This is a genomic window from Bacillus hominis (assembly GCF_018332515.1).
Taxonomy (GTDB): domain Bacteria; phylum Bacillota; class Bacilli; order Bacillales; family Bacillaceae_G; genus Bacillus_A; species Bacillus_A hominis.
In genome coordinates, this window is the sequence record NZ_BOQD01000326.1 from 1 (window position 1) to 15,502 (window position 15,502).

Genomic DNA, 15,502 nt, shown 5'->3' on the forward strand with positions numbered 1-15,502 from the left:
CATTTGAAAAAAAATTTTTAAGGTTAATATGTGTGACGTTAATTGTAATGTGCAAATGATTTGAGAAACTGTGGAACCTTTGTTATGTTAGTAATAATTAGAAAGAGTTTCATAATTCAATTGAGATTTTTCTATATAATAGAAGGAAATGAAAACGTTTTATTAGGAAATGTGTGAAAAGGTAGTTTTTCTTATTGTCACGTTGGAAAAGTGAATTCATGAAATGTCCATAGTATTTTCAATTGTTTTTGTTACAATATTGAGGAGGAGAGGAGTGGAATAATGCAAGATATTAGTATTTTTTTAGCGTTTGGAGCTGGGTTCTTATCATTTATATCCCCATGTTGTTTACCGCTTTATCCGGCATTTTTATCATACATAACAGGTATGTCGGTTTCTGAATTGAAAGAAGAAAATGCAATGCTTCGCAAAAGAAGTATGATACATACAGCGTTTTTCTTACTTGGGTTTTCTATTATATTTATCGCAATTGGATTTGGTACAAGTTTTATCGGAGGAATTTTTACGGATTATAAAGATTTAATTAGACAGTTAGGTGGTATATTTATCATCGTGTTCGGTCTTATTATTGTCGGTGTGTTTAAGCCGAAGTTTTTAATGCAAGACCGTAAATTCACTTTTAAAAACCGTCCGAGTGGTTATTTTGGTTCAGTTTTAATTGGATTGGCATTTGCTGCAGGATGGACACCATGTACTGGGCCTATTTTAGTGTCTGTAATTGGATTAGCTGCAACAAATCCAGAATCAGCAATGGTTTATATGATTGCTTACATACTTGGGTTTGCTATTCCATTTTTCCTACTTTCATTCTTTATTACGAAAATGTCTTGGATTAAAAGAAATAGTATGACATTCATGAAAGTCGGAGGATACATTATGATTGTCATGGGGGTCTTCCTTTATTTTAACTGGATGACGAAAATTATCGTATATTTCTCAAGTTTATTTGGTGGGTTTACCGGTTTCTAGTATTATTCCGTGAAAATGTTGGAAATACTAACGGAAAAGCATATAATGAAATTATATTTTGCGTATAGCCACAAAAAAAGGATGAGAAAATATGAACATAGTTGTTTTATCAAGTATCGTTGCTGTTTGTATGGCCGTTGGTGCGATGTTTATTCGTTTAAAAGCAGCTAAGAAACCTGCAACATTGAAAAAAATTATACTTCCACCATTTTTTATGAGTACGGGAGCGTTGATGTATGTTTTTCCTGAATTTCGATTAACTCCAGCAGAAATGTTAGAAGCGATTGGTGTCGGATTGTTTTTCTCTATTTTTCTTATTAAAACATCTAAATTTGAAATACGTGGACAAGAGATTTATTTGAAGCGTTCAAAAGCATTTGTATTTATTTTAATTGGATTACTTGTAGTGAGGATTGTATTTAAAACATACTTAAGTCAATCTCTTGATTTAGGACAACTTAGCGGCATGTTCTTCTTACTTGCGTTCGCGATGATTGTTTCATGGAGAATTGCAATGTACCGTTCCTTTACGAAATTACAGAAGGAAATGGAAAAAGAAGATGGTTTTTATAATGAAAAAGATATGAAGCTAACTTGAAAACTGTATATGTATAAAAAAAGACAGCGTCAAAGGCGCTGTCTTTTTTTATCGAAAATAATGTGAAGTTACTTTGCAAGTAAAGGTTTATAGTTAGAATAATCAATTTCTTTTTCTTGTAATTTCTTAATTAAAAATTTATGATCTCGTTTCGGCGTGGCAATGATATATCCTTTAATAATTAAATCTTGTGTAATTTGAGAGGCATTTTCTTGTAATGCAAGTTCCCCGATTTTTCCAGCGATTTTTGATTTGGCAACATCGCGAAATAGTTCAGGAACAGGGCTTACGAGTTCTTCTAATAATTGTTTCTGCTCGTTATCCCATAAGTGTCGTGTTTGATCAATGTAGTGTTGCTCCCAATCTAAAATGGACATACCATCTTCTTTCGGTAACCGTTTTAGGAATTTTCTGAACATAAAATATCCACCGATAGACATAAGTCCTAATAATACAACAGTCCAAACGACAATAAACCAACTAAACCATCCTTCTAGCAATCGTATTCCCCCTTAACGAAAGCAGTTTTCTTTTATTTATATTATAAACAGTGAGATTCGTAGAAAGCAAGAACGCTTGGTCAATTTGACCAAGCGTTGTAGTTTAAACGAAGTATAGTTGTTCAACACGTAAAATATCATTTTCATCTTCTACATATTCAATGATAAGTGTGCCAACTTTACGATCTTTATCTTCAGTTGTGAAAATAGAGTAAGAAGTAAAACGTGCTGTTGATAGGCCGCTTATATGTGTAGGTAAAGAAATGTAGTCGTTATCGCGGAAGAATTCCATTAGTTCAATGTCTTCAAATTCTTTTCGGTCAACTTGTTTGTTTGTATAGCGGCGTTGAAGTTGTTTTAAAGATTCATTCCAAGAAATTGCTTTTGTGTCGTATACCATTGTTCTATCCCCTTACTGTATGTAATCATTAAGAACATACGTTCTAAAACAGTATACTCTTTTTATAAGAAAAGTGGAAGCAAAAAATAATGTAAGCTTGGAAACCCAAGCTTACATAAAAAATGCGTTCATAATCATCTCTATTTTTTATTATAAGTCAGATAAGAATAGGAAACAAGATGGTAAGTATTTTGTTGATGGTTTTTAAAATTCTGTATATTATAAAAGCAACTTACTATAGTGCAAAGGAATGAGAGGTATGACTTACATAGTTTCACTTCAAGGACCGATGGCAAGTGGGAAGACGACATTAGCAAAAAGATTAGAGGAGAGGGGACATTCGGTTATATATGAAAACCCTTATCCAATTGTAGAAAAGCGGAAAGAATTAAATTTGGATATTTCCACAAAAGAGGGGTTTATTGCAAATCAAAAAATGTTCTTTGAAGCAAAAATAAAAGAGCTTCAAAATGTAAAGGGGTCGGTCGTGATATTTGATCGCGGGCCAGAAGATATTGAATTTTATACACTTTTTTATCCGAAGATGATAGAGAAGGAGTGGGATATAGAAACAGAATTAAAAGATGAATTGCACAAATTAAGAGAATGCCGTTCGGATGCAATTTTTTATTTAGATGTTTCGAAAGAGAATGTATATGATAGAAAAAATAATGATAGGGCAAGAAACCGAAGTACATTTGAGGAACAATTTAAATTAGTAGAAATTGAAAAGGAATGGTATAAAAAATTTCCTGTAACTTATGTGGACACAAATACATTATCAGTGAACGAATTAGAAAAATATTTTATAGGATGGCTAAAGGAGAGAGGACTATGAAGAAAATATTATTATTCGTATATCCAACATTTGCGGAGTTTGAAATAACGGTAGCAACAGCATTGCTGAAAAAGAAATATGAAATCATTACTGCGGGCTTAACAAAAGAGTTGATTATAAGTGAAACCGGCTTGCAAGTACAACCGCATATAGAATTAAGTGAAGTGCGTGTAGAAGAATATGCGGGGATTATCATTCCAGGGGGAGACACAGTACATATGAAAGACGTAGATATTCTCTTTTCAGTCATTCGCCAATTTTCTGAAAAAGAAAAATTAGTAGCTGCGATTTGTGCTGGACCGTATGCACTAGCAAAAGCAGGTTTATTTAAAGAGATTTCTTATACAGCAACTATAGATTATCAAAAGTTAGATTGTTTTCCAGTAGAAAATTTTGTATATAAAGAAGTTGTACAGCACGCAAATATTATTACAGCACAAGGACATGCATTTGTACCATTTGGATTAGCGATTGCCTCTTATTTTGGAGTAGCGAATGAACATAATACAAATTTTTATCATGGAAAGGGCAATATAATGATGGAGAATCTTTTACCAGAAAACGTGTAAAAGCTAGCATTTGCTAGCTTTTTTCTTTTTTACATTGATAAATCGCTATCGTTTTCGGATCGCGCCATATACCGTTGTGAAGTGATAATTCATTTTCTATTTCTTGTTTTAGCCATTCCTTCATTTCAGTGTGAAGATATATATTATCAGGTATATTTAGCGACGGAAACATGCTAGAAATATAGTTTATAATTGGAGAGGCATGATGGAAAATGAGTGCATTATGAATAATTGTTTCTTCAACAGTTGAAAAAACAGATTGTAGTATCTCTTTACCATTTTCTAAACAAAATGGAAATACTGCTGGTGATGTTTTTGGTAAGTCAAATGCGTCTAGCATGCTGTTACACATTTCAACTATACGAGGCATTGAAACTTTAGAATTTGTTGTAGCTACAAGTGAGCCACCGGGACGAATTACTTTATGGAATCCTTGAATTGTTTTTTCGACATCTTTCATGTGGTATAACATATGCCTTGCGATTACCCAATCATAACAATTAGCTTCGAAAGGAAGTTTACTAGCATCACCCTGTTTCCATCTAATTCTAGTACTTTTTTTAGCAGCTTCAGAAAGCATAGTTTCCGATTGATCAAACCCGGTTAATTGGCCTTTATGACCATTATTTTGTAATAGGGAAAGAAATTTGCCGTTAGCGCACCCAACCTCTAATATTTTTTCTTCCCCCTGAAGCTGTAAACGTTCAATGACGACTTCATCTAAATTCACTCGTTTTTCTTCGTAACATTTATGTGTATCGATACGTGTTTGTAAATGGTTGCTGACGCTGTATTGGCGTTTTACATCATTCATTTTTTCATATTCCACCTTTGTGCAAAATTGTTGAATTGCATGTGTTAAAACGTCTGTTTTATTTAAACCTTCGTAATGAAGTGCTGCTTCAAATCTTACTAGTAATTTTTCGTCAATTCGAAAATGAATATCTTTTCGTTTTGCCACTGGAATTTCGCCCCTTTGCATCTGTTAGTGAGACTATAGCATGGCTGAAAAATCTATGTAAATAATTTGTGTACACAAATTAGGGGAGTTAAAAAAATGTTTGAATATGATTTTAAACTATTGACGATTTAAACGTTTTCATATATTCTTAAATTAAGTAATATTCAAATAATTCAAAAGAAATGAGAGAGTCACATGCTTCTTCAAGGAACACATCGAATTGGTCGTATGGCCATGCTGTTGGCACTTGCGGATGAGAATGAAAGCCCCGTATTATCTATTCCAAAAGGTTGGAAATACTGTACTGGGAAAGTTGGTTCGATGAATTCGCAAAAAGTTGTAGCAGCAATGGAAACAGCGGCTAAGAGCAACCGAGTTATTGAAACAGATGTTTACAGAGAAACACATGCACTTTATCATGCAATAATGGAAGCTTTGTACGGAGTGACGAGAGGTCAAATTCAGTTAGCAGACGTTCTTCGTACAGTAGGACTTCGATTTGCAATTGTGCGCGGTACACCATACGACGGAAAAAAAGAAGGCGAATGGGTTGCTGTTGCACTTTATGGAACGATTGGTGCACCTGTAAAAGGATCTGAGCATGAGGCGATTGGTTTAGGAATTAATCACATATGATTTGCCCATAGTCTATTAGTTAGAAGGGGGCCTTACTTTTTTAGGACAGAAGTCTGTCTTAAAAAGATAAGGTCCCCTTTTGCCTTTATAAGGAGGAAAAAGAATGATTACGCTAACAGGACACACATTGACAGTTGAAGAAATGAAGAGGTTGTTACTTGAAGGTGAAGGTGTAACAGCTTGCCCAACTAGTATGCAAAAGGTGGCAGAGTGCCGCGAAGTTGTCGAGAAAATTGTAGAGGACGGAAAAGTCGTTTACGGTATTACAACTGGTTTTGGAAAGTTTAGTGATGTGCTTATTCAAAAAGATGATGTAAAGGCACTTCAGCATAACTTAATTCAATCACATGCATGCGGGATAGGCGATCCATTTCCTGAAGAAGTATCACGCGGTATGTTAATTTTACGAGCGAACACGATGCTTAAAGGAGTATCTGGTGTTAGACCGCTTGTTGTAAATATGCTTCTTGAGTTTGTAAATCGTAAAATTCACCCAGTCGTTCCGCAACAAGGTTCACTTGGTGCGAGTGGCGATTTAGCACCTCTATCTCATCTTGCTCTCGTTTTATTAGGTGAAGGTGAAGTGTTCTACAAAGGAAAACGAGTTCATGCGATGGTTGCTCTTACAGAAGAGGGACTTGAACCTATTGAATTAGAAGCAAAAGAAGGTCTTGCGTTAATTAATGGCACGCAGGCGATGACAGCGCAAGGAGTTCTTTCTTATATAGAAGCAGAAGCAACGGCTTATCAATCTGAATTAATTGCCTCTATGACAATTGAGGGATTACAAGGCATTATTGATGCATTTGATGAAAATGTGCATAAAGCACGCGGTTATAAAGAGCAAGTGGAAGTAGCGAGCAGAATTCGTGACATTCTTCATGATAGTAAACTTATTACAAAGCAAGGAGAACTTCGGGTACAAGATGCATATTCACTTCGTTGTATCCCGCAAGTGCACGGTGCTTCTTGGCAAGTTTTAAATTACGTGAAAGAAAAATTAGAAATTGAAATGAATGCAGCGACAGATAATCCGCTTATTTTTGATGGTGGGGAAAAGGTAATTTCAGGTGGTAACTTCCACGGACAACCGATTGCATTTGCGATGGACTTCTTAAAAGTAGGAATGGCGGAACTTGCTAATATTTCAGAGCGTCGTATTGAACGATTAGTAAACCCTCAATTAAATGATTTACCGCCATTTTTAAGTCCAGAGCCAGGACTACAATCTGGTGCAATGATTATGCAATATGCAGCTGCTTCACTTGTTTCAGAAAATAAAACATTAGCACATCCGGCGAGTGTAGATTCAATTCCGTCGTCAGCTAACCAAGAAGATCACGTGAGTATGGGAACAATTGCTTCACGTCATGCACATCAAATTATTCAAAATGCAAGACGCGTGCTTGCGATTGAGATGATTTGTGCGATGCAGGCAGCAGAATATCGAGGGATTGAAAACATGAGTACAGTGACGAAGAGCTTCTACCATCAAGGCCGTCAGCAAGTACCTTCTATTACAAATGACCGTATATTCTCAACGGATATTGAAAATATTACGCATTGGTTAAAAACGAATTATTCGATAAAAGAAAGATTAGATGTAAACGCAGCACTATAAAATGAGAAAAGGGAGAGATTAAAATGGAAAAAGTACAACAAACAATTCGCGCGCCAAGAGGTACAGAGTTACAAACGAAAGGGTGGGTTCAAGAAGCTGCACTTCGTATGCTAATGAACAATTTAGATCCTGAAGTTGCTGAAAAACCAGAAGAATTAGTTGTATATGGCGGAATTGGCCGTGCAGCTCGTAACTGGGAAAGCTACCATGCGATTGTTGATTCATTAAAAACGTTAGAGAGCGATGAAACGTTACTTGTTCAATCAGGAAAACCAGTTGCAATTTTTAAATCACATGAAGATGCACCTCGCGTTCTGTTAGCGAACTCAAACTTAGTACCGAAATGGGCGAACTGGGATCACTTCCGTGAACTGGAGAAAAAAGGTCTTATGATGTACGGCCAAATGACAGCAGGTAGCTGGATTTACATTGGAACACAAGGGATTTTACAAGGAACATACGAAACATTCGGTGAAGCGGCTCGTCAACATTTCGATGGTTCATTAAAAGGTACAGTAACACTTACTGCTGGTTTAGGTGGTATGGGTGGTGCACAACCTCTTGCTGTAACGATGAATGGCGGCGTTGTAATTGCTATTGATGTAGATAAGCGTAGTATCGATCGTCGTATTGAAAAGAGATATTGTGATAAGTATACAGAATCATTAGAAGAAGCATTGGCTATTGCAAACGAGTATAAAGAGAAGAAAGAGCCTATTTCAATTGGATTATTAGGTAATGCAGCAGAAATTCTACCTGAGTTAGTAAACCGTAATATTATCCCTGACTTAGTTACGGATCAAACTTCTGCACATGATCCATTAAACGGTTATATTCCAGTAGGTTACACACTAGAAGAAGCAGCTAAACTTCGTGAAGAAGATCCAGAACGTTACGTACAATTATCGAAAGAAAGCATGACAAAACATGTGGAAGCAATGCTTGCAATGCAAGAAAAAGGTGCAATTACATTTGATTACGGAAATAACATTCGCCAAGTTGCTTTTGATGAAGGTTTGAAAAATGCATTCGATTTCCCAGGATTCGTTCCAGCATTTATCCGTCCATTATTCTGCGAAGGAAAAGGACCATTCCGCTGGGTAGCACTTTCTGGTGACCCTGAAGATATTTATAAAACAGACGAAGTAATTTTACGTGAGTTTGCTGATAATGAGCATTTATGTAACTGGATTCGTATGGCACGTCAGCAAGTTGAGTTCCAAGGTCTTCCATCACGTATTTGTTGGCTTGGTTATGGCGAGCGTGCGAAGTTTGGACGCATCATTAATGAAATGGTGGCGAATGGTGAATTATCAGCACCGATCGTTATTGGTCGTGACCATTTAGATTGCGGATCAGTAGCATCTCCGAACCGTGAAACAGAATCGATGAAAGACGGTAGTGATGCAGTAGCAGACTGGCCAATTTTAAATGCATTAATTAATAGTGTAAACGGTGCAAGCTGGGTATCTGTACACCACGGTGGTGGCGTTGGTATGGGTTATTCACTTCACGCTGGAATGGTTATCGTTGCAGATGGAACAGAAGCGGCAGCAAAACGTATTGAGCGTGTATTAACTTCTGACCCTGGTATGGGTGTTGTTCGTCACGTTGATGCAGGATATGACTTAGCTGTGGAAACTGCGAAAGAAAAAGGCGTTAACATTCCAATGATGAAATAAGGAGGAGAAAACATGCTGGACACTTTACTAATAAATATCGGTCAATTACTAACAATGGATCAAGAAGATGGCTTGTTAAGACGGGAAGCGATGAACACGCTTCCTGTTATTGAAAACGGTGTGGTTGGAATTGAAAACGGCGTAATTACTTTCGTTGGAACGGCGGAAGAAGCAAAAGGGCTTCAGGCGAAAGAAGTTATTGATTGCGGTGGGAAAATGGTTTCTCCTGGTCTTGTTGATCCGCATACTCATCTTGTATTTGGTGGATCTCGTGAAAATGAGATCGCGCTGAAATTACAAGGAGTTCCGTACTTAGAAATTTTAGAACAAGGCGGAGGTATTCTTTCAACTGTAAATGCAACGAAGCAGGCGTCGAAAGAAGAACTAGTTCAAAAAGCGAAATTTCATTTAGACCGTATGCTATCTTTCGGAGTTACAACTGTAGAAGCGAAGAGTGGTTACGGATTAGATGATGAGACGGAATGGAAACAATTAGAGGCAACTGCACAATTACAAAAAGAGCATCCAATCGATTTAGTTTCAACATTTCTAGGTGCTCATGCAGTTCCGAAAGAGTACAAGGGGAAATCAAAAGAATTTTTACAATGGATGTTAGATCTATTACCTGAAATGAAGGAAAAACAATTAGCTGAGTTCGTTGATATTTTCTGTGAAACAGGTGTGTTCTCTGTAGAAGAATCAAAAGAATTTTTATTAAAAGCGAAAGAGCTTGGATTTGATGTGAAAATTCACGCAGATGAAATCGACCCTCTTGGTGGTGCGGAAGCAGCAGCTGAAATCGGTGCAGCATCAGCGGACCATTTAGTTGGTGCGTCAGATAAAGGGATTGAAATGCTAGCGGCTTCGAATACAGTAGCAACCTTATTACCAGGAACAACTTTCTATTTAAATAAAGAAAGCTTCGCACGCGGACGTAAAATGATTGATGAAGGTGTTGCGGTAGCATTAGCTACAGACTTTAACCCAGGTAGTTGTCCGACAGAAAACATTCAGCTTATTATGAGCATTGCGATGCTAAAACTGAAAATGACACCAGAAGAAGTCTGGAATGCTGTAACAGTTAACTCAGCTTATGCAATTAATCGTGGTGATGTAGCTGGGAAACTTAGAGTTGGTCGTAAGGCAGATTTAGTTTTATGGGATGCTTATAATTATGCTTATGTACCGTACCATTACGGTGTAAGTCATGTAAATACAGTATGGAAAAATGGTAATATCGCATATACAAGAGGTGAAAAATCGTGGAGCACGGCCACTATTTAAAGAAAAATGCAAAGTTTATTGATCGTGAAGTAACGAAATGGAGTGATATGATTAGAGATTGGGAAGAGGGAGAAGAAATCTTCGGATCTGCATTAATTGGAGTGCCACTTTCTAAACCATCTATTAGTCATTCAGGTGCATGTTTTGCACCAAAAACGATTCGTGCAATGCTAGATGCATATAGCACATACGCGATTACAGAAGAGCACGACATGAAAGAAAGTGTCTTATATGATTGCGGTGATATTACGATGCATGTTACAGATATAAAAGAAAATCATAATCGAATTGCGAAAACACTTGGTCATTTGACGAAAGTGAACCCGAAAATGACACCGATTGTTCTTGGTGGTGACCATTCTATTAGTTTTCCAAGTATAAGTGGTTTTGCAACGAGTAAAGGGAAAATAGGTATTATTCAATTTGATGCCCACCATGATTTACGTAATTTAGATGATGGTGGTCCATCAAATGGTACACCGTTCCGCAGTCTACTAGAAAATGGTGTGATTACAGGAAAACAACTCGTTCAAATTGGAATTCGTAACTTTTCAAATGCGCGTGCTTACCATGAATATGCAAAAGAGCATGGCGTGACAGTGTATACAATGAAAGATGTACGAGAAAGAAAAATAAAAGATATTATGGCAGAAAGTATTGAAATACTACGTAAGCAAGGTGTGACTGCCATATATATTTCTGTTGATATGGATGTATTAGACCAAGCATTTGCGCCAGGGTGCCCAGCAATTGGTCCTGGTGGAATGGATAGCATAACTTTACTTGATGCTATTGAATTGCTCGGCAGAGAACCCCTCGTTCAAGGAATGGATATAGTAGAAATTGATCCAACTCTTGATTTTAGGGATATGACGAGTAGAGTAGCGGCACAAGTTATTATGAGCTTTCTATTAGCACGAGAAACGATTAGTAAGCAGGTTAGTATATAAGCGGATCGTGTGTGTGTGAAGTTTTGAAGTAAACGTTTTTGTCTTTCATGTTACGCATTATATAAAGATACATCATTACTTATGTAGTGATGTATTTTTTATTTTATAAGGCATATAAACTTGGAGGGGATGGGTGTGAAAAGGTAACAAAATTGCGGGTTTTTTAGTGTTTTTGTAAAGCTTGAATTTTTCTATATAAATAAATTGACATAGAAAATAATTTTGTGATATTATAAAAATTTTGCTAAAAAAATAAATGTGTGTTAAGATTGAGAAGGTTACCATATATGGAGGTGGATTATTTGTTTCAAATTGGCGATAACATCGTTTATCCAATGCACGGAGCAGGTATAATTAAAGCCATAGAAGAAAAGGAAATCTCAGGAGAAAAACAACAGTATTATGTCATAAAAATGTCGGCTAGTAATATGGAAGTAATGATTCCTATGGGGAAAATATTGAGTTCAAATATACGACCAGTTACGGATATAAAGGCATTAACAAACATAATAGATATTTTTCAACATGGAGAATCAGACAGATTACTGACGTGGAAACAAAGGTATAAATTGAATACAGATAAAATAAAAACGGGTAAAATACAAGAAGGTGCTGAAGTTGTACGTGATTTATTACGTATGCAGAAAGAAAAAGCACTTAATGCAAGCGAAAAGAAAATGTTAGATAACGCACATGAATTTTTGATTAGTGAACTGGGATTAATTGAAGGTATCACAGAAAATCAAATAAAAAGCTTTTGTTAAGGTTCATTACAAATAATATATTACATCCCAAAAAAGATCTTGAATTTTTTGGGAATATAATTATAGAAAATCAATCATTTCAAAGACATTCAACTCTTTCAAACCACTTTTAAAGCATTAACCTCGTTTGTTATGACTACAATTTAATCCATTTTTATTTTTTAATTTCTTTTACGAATGTTCGAAGTTTAATTCAATACTTCGATAAAATAGTTACTTAATTTTTGCAATCCTGATTCACACTGGCACGGACAAGGAGCCGTAAGGATGAAAGAGAGGTAGGGCTTTCATTGTTTTAGGTATATATAAGTTTTTATTTTTAGAAGAATACTGAGCCACTTTCATTTCTATTGTTAAGAGATTTTCCATATGTGAGGAGATAATAATTGTTTAATTTCTTTATATAAAAGAGATAAACGAATTGTTAGCCTTATATGGTTAACTTAAAAAGGTTTCCTAACTAGGAAACCTTTTTAATTTTTGTTTTTATCATTCCCTTTGTTTAATATTCGAATATTTAATGGTAAAGACGTATAAATTGACGTTACTATTTAAAAGTAAGTATGATGCGATTATAGTTAAATTTTTTTAGGGGGAAGAAAAATGACAAGTTCAAATAATAAAGCGGCAAGTATTTATGAAGGAACAAATATAAACACTTGGGGATCTTTTGAAAATATTGAAGAAACAAAGTTGTTTGATCCGATTCAAATTGGATCTTGGTCTCTTCGTGATCGTATAGCAATGGCACCGATGACGAGATGTTTCGCTGATAATGAGACTGGTGTAGTTGGCGCTGATGTAGTGGAGTACTATAGAAAACGTGCTGCTGATGGAGTTGGATTAATTATTACAGAAGGAATTGTCATTAGTCCAAGAGCGAAAGGGAATCCAGGAGTGCCAGGTATTTATACAAAAGAGCAAGTTGATTCTTGGAAACCTGTTACAGAGGCAGTACATGAAGAAGGCGGGACTATTATTGCTCAAATATGGCATGTCGGACGTATGAGTCATCATGAAATAATTGGTGGTCAAATGCCGCAAGCGCCGTCAGCAATTGCGGCAGAAGGAAATGTTCCACGTTTTCGTAAACCGTTTGATACACCAGAAGCAATGACAATGGAAGAAATAAAAGAAGTTATCGGTCAATATGCACAAGCTGCAAAAAACGCAATCGAATCTGGATTCGATGGAGTAGAAATTCACGGTGCACACGGATATTTAATTGATCAATTTACTTATGAATTTGCAAATAAGCGCACAGATAAATATGGTGGTGACTTAAAGCGAAGGTTAACGTTTATGAAAGAAGTAACAGAGGCTGTAATAGAGGCAGTTGGAGCTGATAAAACACTTCTTCGCTTCTCTGCCTTTAAAGGTGATAATCCTGCGTATATGTGGGAAAATCCAGAACTTGCGATTGAAACGTTTGTAAATATGTTTAAAGAAGTTGGATTAACGATGATTCACCCTTCAACGATGAATTATACGCAAGTTATTGCTGACGGAAAGAATTTTCATCAATTAGTAAGAAAATATTGGGATGGTACTATTGTTGGGGTTGGTAATTTGAATCCGAAAGAGGCAGAAGAAGCATTGCAAGAAGGAACAATTGATGTAGCGGCGTTCGGAAGACCGTTAATCGCTAACCCAGATTTTGTTCAGCGAATTAAAAATGCTGAAAGTTTAGTTGAATATGATGCGAAAGAGCATCTTACTACATTAGTGTGAATAAAGATAAAAGGAGAACACATCGAGTGTTCTCCTTTTATTATGGAATTTCATAGGAGGAAGCGGGATGAGTGAAACGCTACTCGTTATTATTAGTATATTACTATTTTTGATGTTACTTTTAATTGTCTTTTTTATCATTACATTTTTTATTAAAAAACGGACGCATCACTCTATATTAAAACTGCATCCATACTTAGGGAGGATGCGCTATTTACTTGAAAAGATAGGACCAGAATTTCGGCAATATTGGTTTGATCATGATACGGATGGAAAGCCTTTTTCACGTTACGATTTTCAAAGTGTTATGTTTCTAGCGAAATATCGCTCTGAAATACTTGGTTTTGGGTCGAAACGAGATTTTGATGCATCTGGCTATTATATTGCTAATACATTGTTTCCGATATTAACAGATGAATTAAGTGTGAATCTCAAGCAAGAACGAGAGGGAAAAAAGTATGTGATTCATAAAGAGGGGTTATTTTCAAGAAACGAGAAATTGACAGCGGATACAACGAGTCTTTGGTTATATGAAGAAGACGATGCAATTATAGTCGGTGAAAATCGTAAATATCCATGGAAACTACATGGTATGTTCGGTGCATCTGCGACTTCTTACGGTGCGATTGGAGAAAATTATATTTTATCAACTGGATTTGGTGCAAAAATGGCAGGTGGATCGTGGATTAATACTGGAGAAGGAGGCGTAATTCCAGAACATTTACATACAGGTGCAAATATTATTGCGCAAATTGGTCCGGGGTTATTTGGATACCGTGATGAGGACGGTAATTTTTCAATGAAAGAATTTATTAAAAAAGCAAAAGAAAGTAATATTAAAGCGTTTGAATTGAAATTTGGGCAAGGTGCAAAAATACGTGGTGGTCATCTAGAAGGACAGAAAGTAAATGAGAAAATCGCTTCCGTTCGGAAAGTACGAGAAGGGGAAACGATTAATTCGCCGAATCGTTTTTCATTTATTAGTAGTGCGGAAGAGGCTTTATATTTCATTCAAGATTTGCAAGAAAACGGTGGTAAGCCAGTGGGCATGAAAATTGTAATTGGTCAGCAGGAGCCTTTGGAAGATTTATTGAAAACAATGAAAGAATTAAACATCTATCCAGATTTTATTACAATCGACGGTTCAGAAGGTGGATCAGGTGCAACATATAAATCGATGGCAGATAGTATGGGGCTTCCGCTTATACCGGCACTAATTACATTTATTGATACAGCAAATTATTACGGTGTCAGGGATAAATTAAAGGTGTTTGCCTCCGGGAAATTAATCACACCAGATAAAGTGGCAATTGCTTTAGCTATTGGGGCAGACGCTGTAAATTCAGCACGCGGATTTATGATGGCGAGCGGTTGTATTATGGCGCTTCAATGTAATTCAGGACAATGCCCATCAGGCGTTGCAACTACGAATCCGCATTACCAAAAAGCGTTAGATCCGTATGAGAAGAAATGGAGGGTAATGAACTATATTATTAGTATGAGATATAGTTTGTTTTCATTAGCGGCAGCAGCGGGAGAAAAGAGCCCACGCCATTTAACGAGAGAGCATATTGTGTTTAAAGATGAGATGGGGAGAGTAGTTCCACTTTCGGAATTGTTTCCTTCCGTAATTGGGAAGTAAATATGTAGCTGAACAAAAAATGAGTGAAAGGTCATACATTTGTATGGCTTTTTTGATTATGGGGAAAGTGGAAGTTTATTACATGAATGTTCCCGCTTGTCGGTTTCTCTTTTTCAAACAAATTATTTGATGGGGATTAGTTATCAGAATATTTTTTTTGATGAAAAAATGAAACGGTGTCCGCATTGACAATAAAAATTAATTAGACTATAATAAATCTCGAATTCAAGATATTTTTGAAGGGTAGTCAAAATCATAAAATCAATATTTTAAATAATGTTAAATTAATAATAAGAAATGTAGTTTTTTTGCATTTTATCTCGAATTCGAGATAAA

At 36.0% G+C, this 15,502-nt stretch carries 15 protein-coding genes; 12 read left to right on the plus strand and 3 right to left on the minus strand.

Features of this window, described 5'->3' with window-relative positions; genetic code table 11:
- The first annotated feature begins 282 nt into the window (after window positions 1-282).
- The gene (gene ccdA / locus KI356_RS23700) at window positions 283-990 is read left to right on the plus strand and encodes a cytochrome c-type biogenesis protein CcdA (RefSeq protein ID WP_002172933.1); all 708 of its coding nucleotides are present in this window, start codon (window positions 283-285) and stop codon (window positions 988-990) included.
- 91 nt (window positions 991-1,081) lie between these two features.
- The gene (locus KI356_RS23705) at window positions 1,082-1,588 is read left to right on the plus strand and encodes a CcdC family protein (protein WP_001028639.1); all 507 of its coding nucleotides are present in this window, start codon (window positions 1,082-1,084) and stop codon (window positions 1,586-1,588) included.
- Window positions 1,589-1,656: 68 nt separating this feature from the next.
- On the opposite strand, the gene KI356_RS23710 is transcribed toward KI356_RS23705, so the two are convergent.
- Window positions 1,657-2,088, minus strand: a complete 432-nt coding sequence (locus KI356_RS23710) for a DUF2621 domain-containing protein (RefSeq protein ID WP_128282448.1) — start codon at window positions 2,086-2,088, stop codon at window positions 1,657-1,659.
- A 103-nt stretch (window positions 2,089-2,191) separates the two neighbouring features.
- Window positions 2,192-2,488, minus strand: a complete 297-nt coding sequence (locus KI356_RS23715) for a hypothetical protein (RefSeq protein WP_128282447.1) — start codon at window positions 2,486-2,488, stop codon at window positions 2,192-2,194.
- Between the two features lie 259 nt (window positions 2,489-2,747).
- On the opposite strand from KI356_RS23715, the gene KI356_RS23720 reads away from it, so the two are divergent.
- Entirely contained in the window at window positions 2,748-3,326 is a 579-nt protein-coding gene (locus KI356_RS23720; RefSeq protein ID WP_212936641.1) for an AAA family ATPase, read from the plus strand.
- On the plus strand, window positions 3,323-3,895 hold the full coding sequence (locus tag KI356_RS23725) for a DJ-1/PfpI family protein (RefSeq protein ID WP_212936642.1): 573 nt from the start codon (window positions 3,323-3,325) through the stop codon (window positions 3,893-3,895). Before KI356_RS23720 ends, KI356_RS23725 begins: the two co-directional genes overlap by 4 nt.
- 13 nt (window positions 3,896-3,908) lie before the next feature.
- Here the strand turns inward: KI356_RS23725 and KI356_RS23730 are convergent, their stop codons facing one another.
- Window positions 3,909-4,856: a class I SAM-dependent methyltransferase gene (locus KI356_RS23730; RefSeq protein WP_212936643.1), complete on the minus strand. Its 948-nt coding sequence runs from the start codon at window positions 4,854-4,856 to the stop codon at window positions 3,909-3,911.
- Window positions 4,857-5,051: 195 nt separating this feature from the next.
- Here KI356_RS23730 and hutP point away from each other — a divergent pair, with 195 nt between their 5' ends.
- From hutP to KI356_RS23770, 8 genes are all read left to right on the plus strand, one after another.
- Window positions 5,052-5,492 carry a histidine utilization transcription antiterminator HutP gene (gene hutP / locus KI356_RS23735; protein ID WP_000926519.1) on the plus strand — a complete coding sequence of 147 codons (441 nt, stop codon included), beginning with the start codon at window positions 5,052-5,054 and terminating at the stop codon, window positions 5,490-5,492.
- Between the two features lie 103 nt (window positions 5,493-5,595).
- Window positions 5,596-7,113, plus strand: coding sequence for a histidine ammonia-lyase (hutH, locus tag KI356_RS23740; RefSeq protein WP_212936644.1), 1,518 nt, complete (start codon window positions 5,596-5,598; stop codon window positions 7,111-7,113).
- Window positions 7,114-7,136: 23 nt separating this feature from the next.
- Window positions 7,137-8,795 carry a urocanate hydratase gene (gene hutU / locus KI356_RS23745; RefSeq protein WP_212936645.1) on the plus strand — a complete coding sequence of 553 codons (1,659 nt, stop codon included), beginning with the start codon at window positions 7,137-7,139 and terminating at the stop codon, window positions 8,793-8,795.
- Between the two features lie 12 nt (window positions 8,796-8,807).
- Window positions 8,808-10,079 carry an imidazolonepropionase gene (gene hutI / locus KI356_RS23750; protein ID WP_128282441.1) on the plus strand — a complete coding sequence of 424 codons (1,272 nt, stop codon included), beginning with the start codon at window positions 8,808-8,810 and terminating at the stop codon, window positions 10,077-10,079.
- Complete coding sequence (gene hutG, locus KI356_RS23755; protein ID WP_128282440.1) at window positions 10,058-11,029, plus strand: formimidoylglutamase; 972 nt, start codon at window positions 10,058-10,060, stop codon at window positions 11,027-11,029. The genes hutI and hutG overlap by 22 nt, the downstream gene beginning before the upstream one ends.
- 302 nt (window positions 11,030-11,331) lie before the next feature.
- Window positions 11,332-11,793: a CarD family transcriptional regulator gene (locus KI356_RS23760; protein WP_171903127.1), complete on the plus strand. Its 462-nt coding sequence runs from the start codon at window positions 11,332-11,334 to the stop codon at window positions 11,791-11,793.
- Window positions 11,794-12,396: 603 nt separating this feature from the next.
- On the plus strand, window positions 12,397-13,524 hold the full coding sequence (locus KI356_RS23765) for an alkene reductase (RefSeq protein WP_128282439.1): 1,128 nt from the start codon (window positions 12,397-12,399) through the stop codon (window positions 13,522-13,524).
- Between the two features lie 67 nt (window positions 13,525-13,591).
- Entirely contained in the window at window positions 13,592-15,166 is a 1,575-nt protein-coding gene (locus tag KI356_RS23770; protein ID WP_128282438.1) for an FMN-binding glutamate synthase family protein, read from the plus strand.
- Window positions 15,167-15,502 lie beyond the last annotated feature (336 nt).

What these genes read in the sequence shown, in the direction of transcription:
- ccdA (WP_002172933.1), top strand. Translation starts at nt 283, where the DNA reads ATGCAAGATATTAGTATTTTTTTAGCGTTTGGAGCTGGGTTCTTATCA.
- KI356_RS23705 (WP_001028639.1), top strand. Translation starts at nt 1,082, where the DNA reads ATGAACATAGTTGTTTTATCAAGTATCGTTGCTGTTTGTATGGCCGTT.
- KI356_RS23715 (WP_128282447.1), bottom strand. Translation starts at nt 2,488, where the DNA reads ATGGTATACGACACAAAAGCAATTTCTTGGAATGAATCTTTAAAACAA.
- KI356_RS23720 (WP_212936641.1), top strand. Translation starts at nt 2,748, where the DNA reads ATGACTTACATAGTTTCACTTCAAGGACCGATGGCAAGTGGGAAGACG.
- KI356_RS23725 (WP_212936642.1), top strand. Translation starts at nt 3,323, where the DNA reads ATGAAGAAAATATTATTATTCGTATATCCAACATTTGCGGAGTTTGAA.
- hutP (WP_000926519.1), top strand. Translation starts at nt 5,052, where the DNA reads ATGCTTCTTCAAGGAACACATCGAATTGGTCGTATGGCCATGCTGTTG.
- hutH (WP_212936644.1), top strand. Translation starts at nt 5,596, where the DNA reads ATGATTACGCTAACAGGACACACATTGACAGTTGAAGAAATGAAGAGG.
- hutU (WP_212936645.1), top strand. Translation starts at nt 7,137, where the DNA reads ATGGAAAAAGTACAACAAACAATTCGCGCGCCAAGAGGTACAGAGTTA.
- hutI (WP_128282441.1), top strand. Translation starts at nt 8,808, where the DNA reads ATGCTGGACACTTTACTAATAAATATCGGTCAATTACTAACAATGGAT.
- KI356_RS23765 (WP_128282439.1), top strand. Translation starts at nt 12,397, where the DNA reads ATGACAAGTTCAAATAATAAAGCGGCAAGTATTTATGAAGGAACAAAT.
- KI356_RS23770 (WP_128282438.1), top strand. Translation starts at nt 13,592, where the DNA reads ATGAGTGAAACGCTACTCGTTATTATTAGTATATTACTATTTTTGATG.